The sequence below is a fragment of the Streptomyces sp. NPDC002888 genome, assembly GCF_042888465.1.
Lineage (GTDB): Bacteria > Actinomycetota > Actinomycetes > Streptomycetales > Streptomycetaceae > Streptomyces.
Map to the genome: position 1 here is coordinate 96,146 of NZ_JBIAPU010000003.1, position 15,592 is coordinate 111,737.

Consider the following 15,592-nt stretch of genomic DNA (forward strand, 5'->3'; position numbering starts at 1 on the left):
TCCTTGGACCTCCCACTCCCTACGGAGGCACCATGAACCGCGCACGACTCGTCAGCGCCGCCGTTGCCGCAGCCCTCTGTCTGTTACTCCCGGGCCGGGCAGCCGCCGCCGACACCAACAACGCGAAGAACGCCGGCTTCGAGTCCGGCCTGAGCAACTGGACATGCTCGGCGGGCAGCGGTACGACCGTCTCGTCCCCCGTGCACAGCGGATCGACCGCGCTGCAGGCGACCCCGGCGGGCCAGGACAACGGCCGCTGCACCCAGACGGTGACGGTGAGACCGAGTTCGACGTACACGCTGAGCGCGTGGGTGCGGGGCGGGTACGCCTACCTGGGCGCGACGGGCACGGGGACGACGGACGTGTCGACCTGGACGCCGGATTCGTCGGAGTGGAAGCAGTTGCGGACGACGTTCGCGACGGGGGCGTCGACGACGTCGGTGACGATCTACACGCACGGCTGGTACGGGCAGGCGGCGTACTACGCGGACGACGTGTCGGTGTACGGCCCGGACGGCGGGGGTGGCGGCGACCCGGAGCCGACTGTCCCTGGGGCACCTGGTGGTGTGACGGTCTCCGGTACGACGTCGTCGTCGGTGTCGCTGGCGTGGAACGCGGTGTCGGGGGCGACGGGCTACAACGTCTACCGGAGCGGCACCAAGGTGACGGCGGTGACGGGCACGTCGGCGACGGTGACCGGCCTTGCGGCGTCGACGTCGTACTCCTTCCAGGTCACGGCGACGAACGCGGCGGGTGAGTCGGTGAAGTCGGCGACGGTGACGGGTCGGACGACGGCTCCGACGGGCGGGGGCACCGGCCTGCCCAAGCACGCGGTGACCGGCTACTGGCAGAACTTCGACAACGGCGCGACGGTCCAACGGATCTCGGACGTCCCCTCGGCGTACGACATCATCGCGGTGGCCTTCGCGGACGCGACCGGGGCACCGGGCGCCGTGACGTTCAACGTGGACTCGGCCGGGCTGGGCGGCTACACGTTCGACCAGTTCAAGGCGGACGTGAGGGCGAAGCAGGCGGCCGGCAAGAAGGTCATCGTGTCGGTGGGCGGCGAGCGCGGCACGGTGTCGGTCAGCGACTCGACGTCGGCGACGAACTTCGCGAACTCCGTGTACTCGCTGATGCAGACGTACGGCTTCGACGGGGTCGACATCGACCTGGAGAACGGTCTGAACGCGACGTACATGACGCAGGCGCTGAGGTCGTTGCAGGCGAAGGCGGGCCCGTCGCTCATCCTGACGATGGCGCCGCAAACGATCGACATGCAGTCGACGTCCAACACGTACTTCCAGACGGCGTTGAACGTGAAGGACATCCTGACGGTCGTCAACATGCAGTACTACAACAGCGGCTCCATGCTGGGCTGCGACGGCAAGGTCTACGGTCAGGGCTCGGTGGACTTCCTGACGGCGCTGGCCTGCATCCAGCTGGAGGGCGGGTTGTCTCCGTCGCAGGTGGGGCTGGGGGTGCCGGCGTCGACGCGGGGGGCGGGCAGCGGTTATGTCTCGCCGTCGGTGGTGAACGCGGCGCTTGACTGCCTGACGAGGGGCACGGGGTGCGGGTCGTTCAAGCCGTCCCGGACGTATCCGGACCTGCGGGGCGCTATGACGTGGTCGACGAACTGGGATGCGGCTGCGGGGAATGCTTGGTCGAGCGCGGTGGGGTCGCATGTGCATGGGTTGCCGTAGACAGACAGACGGCTTGCCATAGGAAGCCAGCGCACCCGATCCTCTGATCCGCACCTCGACATCCGGTTCGGGGTGCGGACCATTGATGACCGCTGCTCGGCGCATCCTGGCGAACAGGTGGCGATGCTTACTCGGTTCATTCTGTCCGCGGACTCGCAGCGCAGGACCGTCTCTGCGAAGAATCATCTCATGGACGCACACACTGCAAAGGTTCGGTGAACCGTCCTTACGCGGTCACGTCTCATCGCGGAGATAGGAAAGAAAACTCTCGATATCCGACTTCACATAGCTGGATACGTAAGGCAACGCCCCCACGATTGCTTTAAGTTCACGAGCAAGGTCAGGGCAATCTCTCCAAACCTCCGGATCGCGCCTGACCAACACGTACAGCAAGTCGCCGTCGTAAAATCCGCCCGCTGCCTGATCGAGGACGTCGGCTCGCAACTTCTCCACACCCAGGGGAAGCAGCCAAGGGAGCCCTACCTCCTGCCCGATGAGGCGGGCCAGCTCGTGCGGTTCCAGCGTCCCGATCGGTCGTCGACGCAGATCATGAACGTTCCTGACCATCGAGGTCGCATCTGCCGGCGGGGCCGGCCAGCGCTGACCGTCCAACTGTTCAATCGACTTGGCGCGATCGATGGGCTGCGACATCGTCAGTTCCTTTCCTGCCCCCCGTGGCTGCCATGAAGGAGGGTCGTACCAATCTCGCTTTGAACAGAATGCAACGGCCCCATCGACGGCCGATGGAGTGCAGGAAACCATTCAGGCGATCAAGCTCTTCAATGGCTTCCTCGCGCTTCTTCAGTAGCACTTCCATGCCACGGTCTGTGATGGATGCCAGCGGACTTCTCAGCTCCGCTTCCAGAGCCAACCGAACGTTGTCCAAGCCATTGCGAGCCTGCCTCAAATCTTCAATGTGGTCTGGTCGCCCGCCGCGTCCAGGTCAAAGCCGCGGGGCCCTGGATTCAGAGAGGAGGCCGTCCACCCCCTGCAAGTACTGGCGGCTTCCCGCACAGACATGGCCTCATCCAAGCGGTGCTGCCCCTGCAACTGACCAGCCCAAAATGAGGTTGGAAAAGCTTACTGCCTCAGTCTTCCGGGATGTCGACCTGCAGCAGATGTTGGATGATGATCTCGAAATCCGACAGCGCTTTGAGACAAAATTCTTGATCTTGAACATTGATAGAGTGAACAACGTCTCTGAAGCTGGGGTCGGCGAGCCCGTGCGCCTCAAGTAGAATCCGCGTTGGGACCAGTACCCAGTTTCTGCGCGTTCTGTCGATTTCCCAGTCAACTTGCGTCGGCAGAGCCCTTACGGCAGCTTCAATGAGCTGCGCCACCCCTTCTTCTGGGAACGCGTAGCGCCACCCCATGTAAGGAACCTGAGCGTAGCCATATACAGAATTGAATTCCGTAGGCAATTTAAACCATGCGAGTTCTCCAAACCTGCTCAGCGCTTGCACTGCCTGTTCGCCACGACTCGACACAATCATCCATTCACTTGTCACCAGAGAGGTCCAGAGTATCCCCCGTCTTGGACGATCAGCTTCTTTCCTGGATTCTCTAGGCGAATGGCTCGCTCATAGTCACCGTATGGAATTGGTTTTGAGCTCATCGCGGGATCGTACACATATCGCCCGTCCGCATAAACATCATGATAGCGATATTCCGTCACTACGCGACCTGCACCTTCAGGAATATTAATGGCTGAACTTTCGCGCATTGTGAAATTGATGATCTCCCCTCGCCCTCCAGCCTCTCTGAGAATGTACTCTGCAATCTCCGAACAGTCGATATTTCCACCAATCGGAGCAGATCTCATGGCTGCGGTCGCTCCTTCGTCGGGCGGATGGTTCGGGTTCGGCTCCCTGAAGTCGTAGGTCCCGCGCCCATTCTTGCCACGAGGGCATTCGGGAGCAAGTCCGAGTGAATCAGATTGTCCGTGTGGATTATGAACATAGGTGCTTGGGTTGGGTGCTGGGACGAGCCCGAGGGGATCAGAGGTGAGGTATCGGGCCGTTTCGGGGTCGTAGTGGCGGAAGTAGTTGTAGTGGAGGCCCGTTTCCGGGTCGTAGTACTGGCCGGGGAAGCGGAGGGGTGTGTAGGTGGTGCTGTTCGCGGCCCACGCGGTGGTGCCCCACAAGGTGCTTCGGGTGCGCCAGGCCAGGTCTCCCTGCTCGTCCAGCAACTCGGTCGGGGTGCCGACGAGATCGGTGACGATGGAGAAGAAACGGGAGTCGATCTCGTCCTGGGGTGCGTCGGCGGTAGTGATGCGCTCTGTCTGGGCTACGGGGTGCAGGCCTCGGTGGTCCCAGGTGAGGGTGACCGGGTGGGGCAGGGCGACGGACGTGGTGGTCTGTTCGCACAGGGTCGTGCCATCCCAGGTGAAGTCCACTCGTTCGACGACCGTTTCGCCGTCCTCCGCCAGGCGGAGCTTCGCCGTACGGCGGCCCAGAGGGTCGTACGTGTAGCGCCAACGTGTGCCGTCCGGGGTGGTCACTCCCGTGAGGCGGTCCTCCGCGTCCCACTCGTACCGCCAGGTGTCCGGCTTGCGGGACAGGCGGGTCTTCTGGCGCAGGGTGATGCGGCCCAGCTCGTCGTGTTCGTAGCGGACATTGCCGGCTCGGGTGATGCGGGTGCCCTCGTAGTCGCGCGTGCCGGTTGCGTCCCCGCCGGGGTGTGAGGACGGCCATTGCGCCGTCGTCTGGTTGCCGATCGCGTCGTACGCGTACGTCTCCGTCCAGTTCGCCGCGTGGACCGCCGTCACCCGGCCCGTCGCGTCCAGGTCGAAGCGGCGGGAGCCGGACAGTTGGTCGTCGATGCCGATCAGGTTGCCGTCGGCGCGGTAGGTGTAGGAACGGTGTTGCACCGCACGGTCGCCGGCGCCCGTCACCGACTGGGTCGTCAGGCGTCCCAGTGGGTCGAAGGTGTGCTCCAAGGTGACCGTCTCGCCGATACGGCGGGACAGTTCGCGGCCTGCCGGGTCGTACGTGATGTCGATCGAGCGGCCGGACGCCACCATGCCGGTGCGGCGGCCAGCAGCGTCGTACGACCAGGTCGTCGTCGCGCCGGCCGGGGTCGTACGGCCCGTGCGGCGTCCCAGCTCGTCGTAGGTGTACGCCAGCGTGCGGCCGTCGACCGTCTCTGAGCGCAAGCGGCCGAAGCGGTCACGCAGGAGGGTCAGACGTGTGTCGTCCGGGCCGATCGCCTCGGCCAGCTGGTCCGTCATGTCGTACGCGTACGTCGTGACCCGGCCGGCCACATCCTTGCGGATCATCTGGCCCAGCTCGTTGTGCTCGAACCCCGTCACCTCGCCGAGCGCGTTCGTCCGGGAAATCAGGCGGTCGACCTGGTCGTACGTGTACGTGAGCGTGCGGTCGTCGAAGTCCGTCTCCGTGATCAGGCGTCCGGCCGCGTCGTACTCGTAATCCCACATCAGGCCCTGCGGGTTGGTGACCTTCGTCAGGCGCAGTTCCAGGTCGTGGTCGAACTCGTAGCGCACGCCGTCCGGGCCCGTGCGGGCCGTCAGCAGGTCGAAGTGGGTGTACTCGAAGCGGGAGATGCCGCCGATCGGGTCCGTGTGGGTGGTGCAGTTGCCCTCGCCGTCGTACGTCCATGACTCGGTCGAGCCGTCGGCTGCGGTACGGCGGGCCAGATGGCCCTCCACCGTCCACTCCAGGCGGGTCACGGCGCCCGTGGGGTCGGTGAGGGTTACCGGGCGGCCGAAGGCGTCGCGTTCGTAGCGGGTGGTCGCGCCGAGGGCGTCCGTGATCTCCAGGGGAAGGCCTGCCCTGTCGCACACGATCGTGGTCGTGTGGCCCAGCGGGTCGGTCACGGAGGTGACATGGCCTGCCTCGTTGCGGGTGAAGTGCGTGGTCCGGCCCGGCGGGGCGGTCACGGAGGTGCGGTTGCCCCGGTCGTCGTACATCTGGCGGATCACCGTGCCGTCCGGACTGACCACCTTCACTGGCAGGCCGAGTTCGTTGTACTCCGCCCTTGCCTCACGGCCGTCCGGGCGGGTCAGGGCGAGGAGGTTGCCCGACTCGTCGTAGTGGAACGTGGTGCGGTGGCCGAGGGGATCAGTGCGGGAGAGGAGGCGGTGGTAGCGGTCGCGTTCGAAGCGGGTGACCGCGCCGAGGGGGTCGGTCTCGGCGACGATCTGGCAGGCGTCGTTGACGACGTAACGCCGGGTGTGGCCCTCGGCGGTGGTCGTGGTCGTCACGCGCAGGCCGGTGTCCGGGTCCGTGTCGCCGTAAGAGAGGCGCAGGGTCAGGTGGCCGTGCGTGCCGCCCTCGGCGATGCAGCGGTCCTGGTCGTCGTACTCGTACGTGTAGCCGCGGTCGTTCGTGTCCGTCCAGGAGGTGACGCGGCCGGACTGGTCGTAGGTGAACCTGAGAGGGAGCCCGGAGGAGTTGATGACCTCGGTCAGGTTGCCGTCGGTGTAGGCGTAGCGCTTCAACTCCTCACCCGTGGCGGCGAGGTGAAGGGCCGTCACGCGGCCCGTCTGCGTGGCGACCCGGACGTGGTGGCCGCCGCTGGAGATCACGGCCAGTGGCGTGCTCTCGGCGTCGTACTCGAACGTGATCCAGTTGCCGTTGCGGTCGTCGATCTGTTCCAGGACCGCCAGGTCGTCACCGCGGTCGGCGAAGTGCCAGACGCGGTGGGTAGTGGGGTCGGTGACCGTGTAGCCGCCGTCCTCGCGGTCCAGCGGCCAGCGTGGGCCGTGGGAGGGGAGAGTGGGCAGGCCCGGGGCCGGGTGCGGGTAGGTGAGGAGCAGGCCGTCCTCGGTGACGAGGACGACGCCCTCGGAGGCGATTTCCAGGCGCTGGTCGAGCGTGGACGACCAGGAGGGGCCGAACCATCTGCCGTAGTGGTAGCCCGACTCCACCCGCCGTCTGAAGACCAGAGGGAGGGCGCCGGGCAGCGCCACGTCGGTCTGCGGCAGGTACATCTTGCCGGTGGTGAGGTCGACCGGGTCCGTGGGATCGTGCTCGACCTTTTCCCGGGGGTTCTGGGTGTCGTGCTCTTCCGGGTGCCGTCTGGCGGCGTCCGCGGCGCCCTTGGCTTCTTTGCTTGCCGCCTGTTCCATCCCCTCCTTCACCGCGGTCCGCAGCCCGCCCCGGGCCAGGCCGAGCCCCTTGGTGCCGATCAGTTCGGGGATCAGGCGGCCGATGCCCTCGGACGGGTCCTTCTTGAAGCCCTCCCACGCCGACTTCACCGCACGCTCGGGATGCGCGGCAGTGGAGACAAGACCGGAGAGCGTCATGCTGACGTTCTGCAAGTACTGGGCGGGATGGGTGATGTTGTAACCGTCCAGCGGGTTCAGGCCCCGGACGAAGTTCACCAGACCCGCACCGCCCTTCACCACACCACCGGCGACGTGCAGGATCTCCGTGTTGACCGCCACGTAGCCGTCCTCGGCGTTCGCCCGCAGACGGTCCAGCGCCGGCGGCTCGGCGGGCGCGTGAGCGAGGGCCGCCTGCACGGAGGTCGCCGCGGTCCGGCCGGCGTCGTTGCGCTGGCGGCGGGCCTCGGCAAGGATCTCGCGAGCGCGCTTGATGTCGGCCGTGCCGGGATCCTTGAAAGGCTCCGGGCGCGGGCCCGGGTCCTCGTTCGCCTTCACCTTCGCGTTGTAGGCATCGACGCGCTTGTTGTACGACGTCACCGCGTCGTCGGACGCCTTCCTGCCCTTCTTGAACAGGTCGATGGCGTCCTGAGCCTGGCCCTGCGCCCACTTCACCGTGTCCGCGAAGTCCTCCAGCGCCTTCGCCGCCTTGTCACAGGCGTCCGCGGCATGCAGCCACTTGGTGGGATGCATGGCGAACTTCTCACGGAAGGTGTCGGCGGCCTCGCCCTTCCAGTGCGAAGAGTCCAGCTTCCGCATACCGTCGCCGACCTTGTCGAACGCCGTATGGAAATCCTTCAGATGCGAGGCCGACGCCCGGATCGTGCCCGGGTTGCCGTGAATCAGCTCGTTCGCCTGATCGCTCTGCCCAAGCTGCTGCTCGCCCGGAGTGGCACCGAGATCCGAGGCCAGCTCGTCGCCGAAGTCCTCGACCTTGTCGGCCCAGTCATCCGCACCGACCTTCTCCAGACCCGCACCGATGAGGTCGGTGCCCTTGTCGATGCCCTCACCGACGAGCTTCTTGCCCGCGTCCCAGCCGTCCTCGAGCTTGTCCAGACCGCCGTTGACGAAATCGCCGAGGCCCATCAGCCGGTCTCCCCCACCCTGCTGTCGCTCTTGTCGATGCTGCTGCCCTTTTCACCGCTCACTGCCGCTAGTTAAACGGATCACCAGCCGCCCGCAGATCCTGCATGCCGACAAATCGGCACGCGCCGGTCACGTTGTGCACCGATAGCGCTAGCGCGCATGGTCACCTGTCACTGCCGGCGATCAAAAGGGTCTACTTCCGAGAATTCCTTCATACCGACCCATCGACACTCGCCGGTTGCCTTGTGCACCGCGATGGCCGGCGGACCATAAAGGGCATGCCTGTCGTCCCCGGTAGCGAGATATTCGACAGAATTATAGGTGAAGTAGAAGGATTCGCCCTTTTCTCCCTTGCAGCTGTCCTTGTCAACCAGGGCAGCCTCGCGATCCGATCCGACAGTCTCCTGACGGAGAAAATCCGCCGCCAGTCGTTCTGCTTGCTCCAGCGTATACATCAGTTCGTCCTCATAAGTTTGAATGACTTGTAGCCCATAGGATCGACAAAACCTGTCTGGACGTCGATGAAAAGTACCCGGCCCTGTTGGTTCACGATATTGAAAACATGGCCCGCCCCTTGCTCCGGTAGCGCGGCAACCAGACCGCGAGCGCCGTCTCCGGAGTTTCGGACGTGGTCAACCATGTCCCAGAAATTGGTGTCGTTGAAGGTTCTTCCATACGCATTCTGCAGTCGATCAAGGGACTGGATTCCCCCCATGTCCCCTGGCACAGACTGTAGTCCCTCGCCGCCAAGGTACCGATCAAACGCTTCACCGACGTAGGTACAGTTTTCCATCCCTCCCTCGGGATTGAAGTGCTTTGCCCAGTCGGAAAGATTCGGTGTCTCATACGGCTTCGGCGGGATCGGTGACTTCTGAGGGGCGAGCCCGAGCGGATCGCAGGAAACCGAGGGCCGGTCCACGTATCCGACAGGGTTGGCCGCCGGCGCCAGGCCGAGGGGGTCCTGGCTGATGTACTGGGCGACTTCGGGGTCGTAATACCTGAGGTAGTTGTAGTTCAGGCCCGTCTCGGAGTCGAAATACTGGCCCGGGAAACGGAGTGGTGTGTAAGCGTTGCTTCGGACCGGCCAGGACAGTTTTCCCCAGTTTGTGGCCTGGGACCGCCAGGCGATTTCTCCGGACTCGTCGATCAGTTCGCAGGGAGATCCCGAGAGGTCGGAGACGATGGCGAAGAAGCGGGCGTCGATCTCTTCCTGCGAGGCCGCGGCCATGGTCCGGCGCTCGCTCTGGGCGACCGCTTCGGGGCCGTGGAGATGCCACGTCAGGGTCACCGAGTCACTGGAGTCGCCCCAACTGGTCGTCTGCTCGCACAGCGAGACACCGTCCCAGGTGAAGTCCACCTGCTCCAGTACGTCGACGCCGTTCTCCGCGATGCGCTGCTTGCCAGTGCGTCTGCCGAGGGCGTCGTATTGGTACCGCCACACCGTGCCGTCGGGAGTGACGACCTGGGTGAGCCGGTCCTCCGCGTCCCAGCTGTACCGCCACGTGTCCGGCTTGCGGGACAGCCGCGTCTTCTGGCGGAGTACGACACGTCCGGCCGCGTCGTGCTCGTAGCGGATCCGGCCGGCACGCACGAGGTCGGCGCCCTGGTAGGCGCGTTCGCCGCAGCCGTCGTCTCCGAACGGACGGGCCGGCCAACCGGCCGCCACCTGGTTGCCGAGCGGGTCGTAGGAGTAGGACTCCTCCCATCCCTCTCCGCTGACCCTCGTCGTCCTTCCCGCCAGGTCCAGTTCGTACTGCCGAACGCCGTTGAGCTGGTCATGGACCTTGGTCAGGCTGCCGTCCGCGCGATATTCGTAGGTCCTCGACTGAATACGTCCGCGGGGGTGGTCCACTGCTTGGGAGATCAGCCGGTTCATGGCATCGAACGACCGGGACACACTCAAGGACTCACCGAACCGGCGACCGACTTCGCGGCCGACCCGGTCGTACTCCAGTGTGATGTCACGACCGTCCGCCGTGAGCCGGCGAGGCTGTCCCACGGAATCGAATTCCCAGACGCTCTCGGCGCCTGCCGGCGTCCTGCGTCCCGTCAGCCTGCCGAACTCGTCGTAGCGGTACGCCACTTCCCGGTCGTTGATCCGCTCGGAGACCAGGCGCCCATGCCGGTCGCGGAGGAGAGTCAGGTTCGTATGGCCATTGGCTGCCTGGGCGATCCGGTCGGTGAAGTCGTAGGTGTACGTCATCACCTCCCCGTCGACGCTCTTGCGGACGACCTGCCCGAGGTCGTTGTGCTCGAAGGAGACGACCTGACCGAGGGCGTTCGTTCGGGAGATCAGCTCGCCGGCGGCGTTGTACGAGGACCGGGTGACGCGTCCGCCGAAATCGGTTTCCGTGGTGAGCCGGCCGACCGCGTCGTACTCATAGGTCCACGTCTGCCCGTGGGGGTTGGTCACCCGGGTCAGGCGCAGTTCGTTGTCGTAGGCGAACTCGTAACGAGAACCGTCCGGTTCGACGCGCGCCTTCAGCAGGTCGAACTGGGCGTATTCGAAACGGGTGACTCCGCCGACCGTGTTGGTGTGCGTGAGGCAGTTTCCCTCGCCGTCGTACGTCCACGATTCCTCGGTCCCGTCCGGATTCCGCCGACGGGTGACATGGCCCTCGACGGACCATTCCATCTCACCGGTCGCGCCGAAGGGGTCCGTGATGGCCGTGACGCGACCGAAGGCGTCCCGCCCGTATCGCATGGTGTTGCCGGCGTGATCGCGGACCTCCACGGGCAGACCGGCTGCGTCGCAGCGGATTTCGGTCACCCGGCCGTACTGATCGCGCACCGCGCACAGATGCCCGTGCTCGTCGTACGTGAAGGATTGCCTGCCGCCTGTCGAATCGGTGACCGAGGTCCGGTTGCCGAGGGCGTCGAACTCCTGGCGGAGCGAGCCTCCGTCAGGGCGCACCATGCGCGTGAGCAGCCCACGGGTGTCGTAGGAGAACGCCGTTCGCCGCCCGTCCGGACGGATGATCTCCGTCAGGTTCCCCAGGGGGTCGTACCGGAGGGAAGTGGTACGGCCGACGGCGTCCGTCTCGGACAGCAGGCGGTTGAGCCGGTCACGGGTGAAGTGCCGGGTGTGCCCTGCCGGATCCACCATGGCGACGATCTGGTGGAGGTCGTTGACGTGGTACTGGCGTACGGCGCCTTCGCCGTTGACCGCCTTCGTGGTCCGCAGCCCGGTTTCCGGGTCCCTCTCGCCGTAGGACAGCCGGAGGCTCATGTGCCCGTCCGTACCGCCCTGCGCGATGCACCGGTCTCTGTCGTCGTACGCGTACGTGTACGCGTGCTCGTTGGTGTCCGTCCACGACGTGACCCGGCCCGCGTCGTCGTAACCGAACCTGAGCGGCAGCCCGGACGAATTCCTGACCTCGGTGAGATTCCCTTGCGTGTACCCGTACCGGACCAGCTGGAGATCGGCTCCGTCCTCGCCACCTCCGGCCAGGTGCAGGCCGGTGACCCGCCCGTCGGCACTGTCGATCCTCAGACGGTAGCCACCGCTGTGGACGATGGCCGACGGCACTCCCGCCTCGTCGTGGTCGAAGGTGATCCAGTTGCCGTTGCGGTCGTCGATCTGTTCCAGGACCGCCAGGTCGGGGCCGTGGTCGGCGAAGTGCCAAGTGCGGTGGGTCTGGGGGTCCGTGATGGTGTAGCCGTCGTCGACCCGGTCCAGGGGGAGGCGGGGGCCGTGGCTGGGCAGGGTGGGCAGGCCGGGTGCGGGGTGGGGGTACGACAGCAGGAGGCCGTCCTCCGTGACGTGGACGACTCCCTCCGCGTCGATCTCCAGGCGCTGGTCCAGGGTGGAGGACCAGGACGGGCCGAACCAGCGGCCCAGGTGGTAGCCGGACTCCACGCGTCTTTTGAGGACGAGGGGCAGTGCGCCGGGGAGGGTGACGTCCGTCTGCGGCAGGTACATCTTGCCGGTGGCGAGGTCGATCGGGTCGGTGCCCTTGCTCTCCACAGCTTCGCCGGCACGGGAGGTCTGCGCGGCATCCTCGTTCACCCGGCCCCGAGCCGTCTTCCCGCCCTTGCTCGCCGCCCCCTCCATCCCCTCCTTCACCGCGGTCCGCAACCCGCCCCGCGCCAGCCCGAGCCCCTTGGTTCCGATCAGCTCGGGGATCAGGCGGCCGATGCCCTCCGACGGGTCCTTCTTGAAGCCCTCCCACGCCGACTTCACCGCACGCTCGGGATGCGCGGCAGTGGAGACAAGACCGGAGAGCGTCATGCTGACGTTCTGGAGGTACTGGGCGGGATGGGTGATGTTGTAACCGTCCAGCGGGTTCAGGCCCCGGACGAAGTTCACCAGACCCGCACCGCCCTTGATCACACCACCGGCGACGTGCAGGATCTCGGTGTTGACCGCCACGTAGCCGTCCTCGGCGTTCGCCCGCAGACGGTCCAGCGCCGGCGGCTCGGCGGGCGCGTGAGCGAGGGCCGCCTGCACGGAGGTCGCCGCGGTCCGGCCGGCGTCGTTGCGCTGGCGGCGGGCCTCGGCAAGGATCTCGCGAGCGCGCTTGATGTCGGCCGTGCCGGGATCCTTGAAAGGCTCCGGGCGCGGGCCCGGGTCCTCGTTCGCCTTCACCTTCGCGTTGTAGGCATCGACGCGCTTGTTGTACGACGTCACCGCGTCGTCGGACGCCTTCCTGCCCTTCTTGTACAGGTCGATGGCGTCCTGAGCCTGGCCCTGCGCCCACTTCACCGTGTCCGCGAAGTCCTCCAGCGCCTTGGCCGCCTTGTCACAGGCGTCCGCGGCATGCAGCCACTTGGTGGGATGCATGGCGAACTTCTCACGGAAGGTGTCGGCGGCCTCGCCCTTCCAGTGCGAAGAGTCCAGCTTCCGCATACCGTCGCCGACCTTGTCGAACGCCGTATGGAAATCCTTCAGATGCGAGGCCGACGCCCGGATCGTGCCCGGGTTGCCATGGATCAGCTCGTTCGCCTGATCGCTCTGCCCGAGCTGCTGCTCGCCCGGAGTGGCACCGAGATCCGAGGCCAGCTCGTCGCCGAAGTCCTCGACCTTGTCGGCCCAGTCATCCGCACCGACCTTCTCCAGACCCGCACCGATGAGGTCGGTGCCCTTGTCGATGCCCTCACCGACGAGCTTCTTGCCCGCGTCCCAGCCGTCCTCGAGCTTGTCCAGACCGCCGTTGACGAAATCGCCGAGGCCCATCAGCCCGTTTCCTCGCCTTGCCGCTCCTGGAAGTGCTGCTGCGGCGGCGGCTGCTCGGCCCGCTCCTCAGCCGAGGGCCCGAAGGTCGCGTCCAGAAAGGTCTCGTACTGCTCGTCACTCACGCCCGTGGCCTGCTGGACGTTGAGCGGGCCGGGGATGGGGCCGCTCATCGCCTGCGAGGTCATCACGTCGCGACCCGCGTCCTTCCATCCCTGCACGCTGTTGTCCCACGCCTGGTCGAAGGACTCCTCGCTGTAGTCCGGGTTCTTGAGGGAGTCCATTCCGGTGCTGGCGATCTGGCCCCAGCCCATCTGGGTGACCTCGTCCTCGGAGGCGTACGGGTTGCCCATCAGGGAGTTGGCACCGATCTTCAGGGCGCCCTCGACGTACTGGTCCGTCTCGTACATCGTGCCCGCCGACAGCCCAACATTCTGCGCGAAGACGTTGCCCTCGATCACAAGGTTGCGCACGCCCCACTCCCAGCGCTCGCAGAACGACTTGAAGGTCGAGGTCAGTCCTTCGTGGCCCAACTCCAGGCCGGAGAGGGCGAGCTCCTCGAAGCCACGGCCGGAGCCGGCGAGGCTGTCGATGCCGAGTTCCTTCAACTCGGCGAGGGTCAGGGTGATGCCCTGCGCGATGGCCTCAAGGCCGACCGCCTGGAGGTCCTTGCCGCCGCTGCCCTTGTCACCGTCACCGTCACCGCTCACTGAGGCTCCTCCCCGTTCCCCGGCTCCGCGTCCACGGCCGCCGCGTCCGGCACGATCCCCACCACGGGCGGGAACAGCACGCCGTCGCCGTCGCTGCCCACGTCCAGCGCCACGCCCGTCGGAACCCCCGTCGCCGGGACACCGGCATCCAGCAGCCGCGCCCCCAGCACACGCCGGTACTCCCACTCCCGCGCGCCTTCACCCCTCGCGATCGCGAACCTGGCCAGCGCCGACTCGTCCGAGAAGGCATAAATCCATCGGATGCCGCCGAAGTCCCCGACCAACGGGGCCTCGTCCTCGTCGAGCGGCACGAGTACGGGCGTACGACGGAACTCGCCGAGCAGCGCGGCGAACTCGCGGCGGATACGGGCCATGTCGGCCGGGGTGCCCGGGGAGGGGGTGGGTGGTGGTACTGCTTCACTGGCGAGCGGGGTGCTGTCACCCGCGTCGACCGGCTCCGTCATCTCCGCGTCGACCGGCTCCGTCATCTCCGCGTCGACCGACTCGGTCATCTCCGCGTAGTCGTCCAGCCGGGACCTGCGTCCACGCTTCTCCGGGCTGCCGCCCCCCTGATCGGCCATGCCCGGAATCATCACACCGGCGCGTTGCGGAACGCAACGCGTACCTTGTCAACGGGCCACCGCTCAGTGCCGGTGAGCCACTGATGCCGGTTCCGGTCAGCCCATCGGTCGGTAGTACCCCAGCACCCCTGCCAGCTGAGCGAACCACTGGCCCAGGCGTTCGCGGGGCTTCGCGTCCACCACGCACTCGTAGAACCTGCCGTCCAGGTGGACGACCGCCATCATGAGGGCCTTGCCGTTGGGGCTGGCCTTGTAGTGGACGCTGCGGATTTCGTGCCAGGGGAACTCGGCGGTGATGTCGTGGTCCTCGAAGGCGACGCCGGCCGGGTCGACGACGATGGAGTTGTGGCGGTCGACGGCCAGGAACTCAGGGCCCGAGGGGGCCGCGGGCTGAGGTGCGGGGTAGGCGTACTGCGGGGGCGGGGGGCCGAAGCCCGGCGGAGTCGCCGGTGGGGGTGGTGTCTGGTGGCCGTACGGTGGCTGGGTCATTGGCGGTCCCCCGGGGCTCAAGCAGGTGTGTCCTCGGACGAGAACTTACCCGTCGTGTGCCGGCCGACCCCGACCCGCCCCGCCTCGGCAAACCCTCTGCGCCCCCTGTGAAACATTTCCCCTCCCCCACTGCATCAATGAGGTGAGGACGACGGTCCGACCGGTCCGAACACCACACGACCACACGACCACGCAGACAGGGGAACAGGCATGAGGCAGGCCCGCGCGGACGAGTACGCGGAGTTCGCGGCGGCGCGGGCCGGGCATCTGTACCGGTCCGCGTGTCTGCTCACCGCGGGCGACACCCATCTCGCCGAGGACCTGGTGCAGGAGACGTTGGGGCGGTTGTACGTACGGTGGGGGCGGGTGAGCCGCGTCGGGAATCCGGCGGCTTACGCGCAGACCGTCCTCACCCGGACCTTCCTCGCGCATCAGCGGCGGCGCAGCAGTACCGAGCGCGCGACGGACGTGTTGCCGGAGCGGGCGGGGGCCGAGCGTGATACCTCGCTGCGGCTCACGCTGCTCCAGGCTCTCGCGCGGCTGCCCGCCAAGGACCGGGCCGTGGTGGTCCTGCGGTACTGGGAGGACCGGTCCATAGAGGAGACCGCCGACGCGATGAACGCCAGCTCGGCGGCCGTGCGGACCCGGTGCGTGCGCGCCCTCGGCCGGCTGCGGGAGCTGCTCGGCGAGGACATCGGCGAGTACGCCAGACCCTGACGCCCCCA

11 protein-coding genes are annotated in these 15,592 nt (G+C 66.6%); 2 read left to right on the top strand and 9 right to left on the bottom strand.

Annotated features, from left to right (window positions below; translation table 11 throughout):
* Window positions 1–32 precede the first annotated feature (32 nt).
* On the top strand, window positions 33–1,703 hold the full coding sequence (locus ACFYWX_RS05975; RefSeq protein ID WP_389422747.1) for a chitinase: 1,671 nt from the start codon (window positions 33–35) through the stop codon (window positions 1,701–1,703).
* Window positions 1,704–1,937: 234 nt separating this feature from the next.
* On the opposite strand, the gene ACFYWX_RS05980 is transcribed toward ACFYWX_RS05975, so the two are convergent.
* From ACFYWX_RS05980 to ACFYWX_RS06020, 9 genes are all read right to left on the bottom strand, one after another.
* Entirely contained in the window at window positions 1,938–2,354 is a 417-nt protein-coding gene (locus tag ACFYWX_RS05980) for a contact-dependent growth inhibition system immunity protein (RefSeq protein WP_389422748.1), read from the bottom strand.
* Window positions 2,320–2,619 carry a polymorphic toxin type 28 domain-containing protein gene (locus ACFYWX_RS05985; RefSeq protein WP_389423057.1) on the bottom strand — a complete coding sequence of 100 codons (300 nt, stop codon included), beginning with the start codon at window positions 2,617–2,619 and terminating at the stop codon, window positions 2,320–2,322. Before ACFYWX_RS05985 ends, ACFYWX_RS05980 begins: the two co-directional genes overlap by 35 nt.
* A gap of 172 nt (window positions 2,620–2,791) precedes the next feature.
* Window positions 2,792–3,211, bottom strand: coding sequence for a hypothetical protein (locus ACFYWX_RS05990; RefSeq protein WP_389422749.1), 420 nt, complete (start codon window positions 3,209–3,211; stop codon window positions 2,792–2,794).
* A complete protein-coding gene (locus tag ACFYWX_RS05995) occupies window positions 3,208–7,914 on the bottom strand; it encodes a putative T7SS-secreted protein (protein ID WP_389422750.1) in 4,707 nt (1,568 codons plus the stop codon). The genes ACFYWX_RS05990 and ACFYWX_RS05995 overlap by 4 nt, the downstream gene beginning before the upstream one ends.
* Window positions 7,915–8,084: 170 nt before the next feature.
* The gene (locus ACFYWX_RS06000) at window positions 8,085–8,369 is read right to left on the bottom strand and encodes a hypothetical protein (RefSeq protein ID WP_389422751.1); all 285 of its coding nucleotides are present in this window, start codon (window positions 8,367–8,369) and stop codon (window positions 8,085–8,087) included.
* Window positions 8,369–13,090, bottom strand: coding sequence for a putative T7SS-secreted protein (locus ACFYWX_RS06005; protein WP_389422752.1), 4,722 nt, complete (start codon window positions 13,088–13,090; stop codon window positions 8,369–8,371). Before ACFYWX_RS06005 ends, ACFYWX_RS06000 begins: the two co-directional genes overlap by 1 nt.
* Complete coding sequence (locus ACFYWX_RS06010) at window positions 13,090–13,797, bottom strand: hypothetical protein (protein WP_389422753.1); 708 nt, start codon at window positions 13,795–13,797, stop codon at window positions 13,090–13,092. The genes ACFYWX_RS06005 and ACFYWX_RS06010 overlap by 1 nt, the downstream gene beginning before the upstream one ends.
* The gene (locus ACFYWX_RS06015) at window positions 13,794–14,378 is read right to left on the bottom strand and encodes a hypothetical protein (protein WP_389422754.1); all 585 of its coding nucleotides are present in this window, start codon (window positions 14,376–14,378) and stop codon (window positions 13,794–13,796) included. The genes ACFYWX_RS06010 and ACFYWX_RS06015 overlap by 4 nt, the downstream gene beginning before the upstream one ends.
* 96 nt (window positions 14,379–14,474) lie before the next feature.
* The gene (locus tag ACFYWX_RS06020; protein WP_389422755.1) at window positions 14,475–14,867 is read right to left on the bottom strand and encodes a hypothetical protein; all 393 of its coding nucleotides are present in this window, start codon (window positions 14,865–14,867) and stop codon (window positions 14,475–14,477) included.
* A 210-nt stretch (window positions 14,868–15,077) separates the two neighbouring features.
* On the opposite strand from ACFYWX_RS06020, the gene ACFYWX_RS06025 reads away from it, so the two are divergent.
* Window positions 15,078–15,584 carry a SigE family RNA polymerase sigma factor gene (locus ACFYWX_RS06025; RefSeq protein WP_389422756.1) on the top strand — a complete coding sequence of 169 codons (507 nt, stop codon included), beginning with the start codon at window positions 15,078–15,080 and terminating at the stop codon, window positions 15,582–15,584.
* Window positions 15,585–15,592 lie beyond the last annotated feature (8 nt).